This window comes from Acinetobacter sp. NigerLNRRAM0016, from assembly GCF_054112845.1.
In genome coordinates this window covers 1-427 of the sequence record NZ_JBSYVT010000128.1, presented here as the reverse complement: position 1 = coordinate 427, position 427 = coordinate 1, and the positions used below count along the sequence as shown (strand labels likewise).

At 36.8% G+C, this 427-nt stretch carries 1 pseudogene; it reads left to right on the top strand.

Annotated features, from left to right (window positions below):
• Positions 1–427 (top strand): annotated as a pseudogene (locus ACWQ4X_RS19835) (IS3 family transposase); the annotation flags it as partial.

The following is a 427-nucleotide window of genomic DNA, read 5'->3' as shown; positions in this document are numbered from 1 at the left end:
AGACAACTTAGCATTTCAATGCAAACTCTTTCAAATTGGAATACCAAAGCAAAGGCTGGAACTTTAGCAGGTACAAAACAGTATTCACCTGATCTAAACGCTCTACTCGAAGAAAATAAAAAACTCAAACAACAGCTCAAAATAGCTGAAATGGAACGTGAATTTTTAAAAAAGGCAGCAGCGTACTTTGCCAAAGAAAGTCAGTAAGGTACGCCTATATGAAACAAAAAAGATATTCTTTTCCAATTACCTTAATGGCTCGATTACTTCATGTTTCAGTTTCATGTTTTTATGATTGGCTCAAGAGAGGCGTGAGCAAAAGAACGATTCAACGAAATCAACAGACGATATTGGTGAAAATAGCCCATGAGGAGACAAGGCAGAGCTATGGTTATATTCGATTAACCAAATACTTACAAGCTCAGGG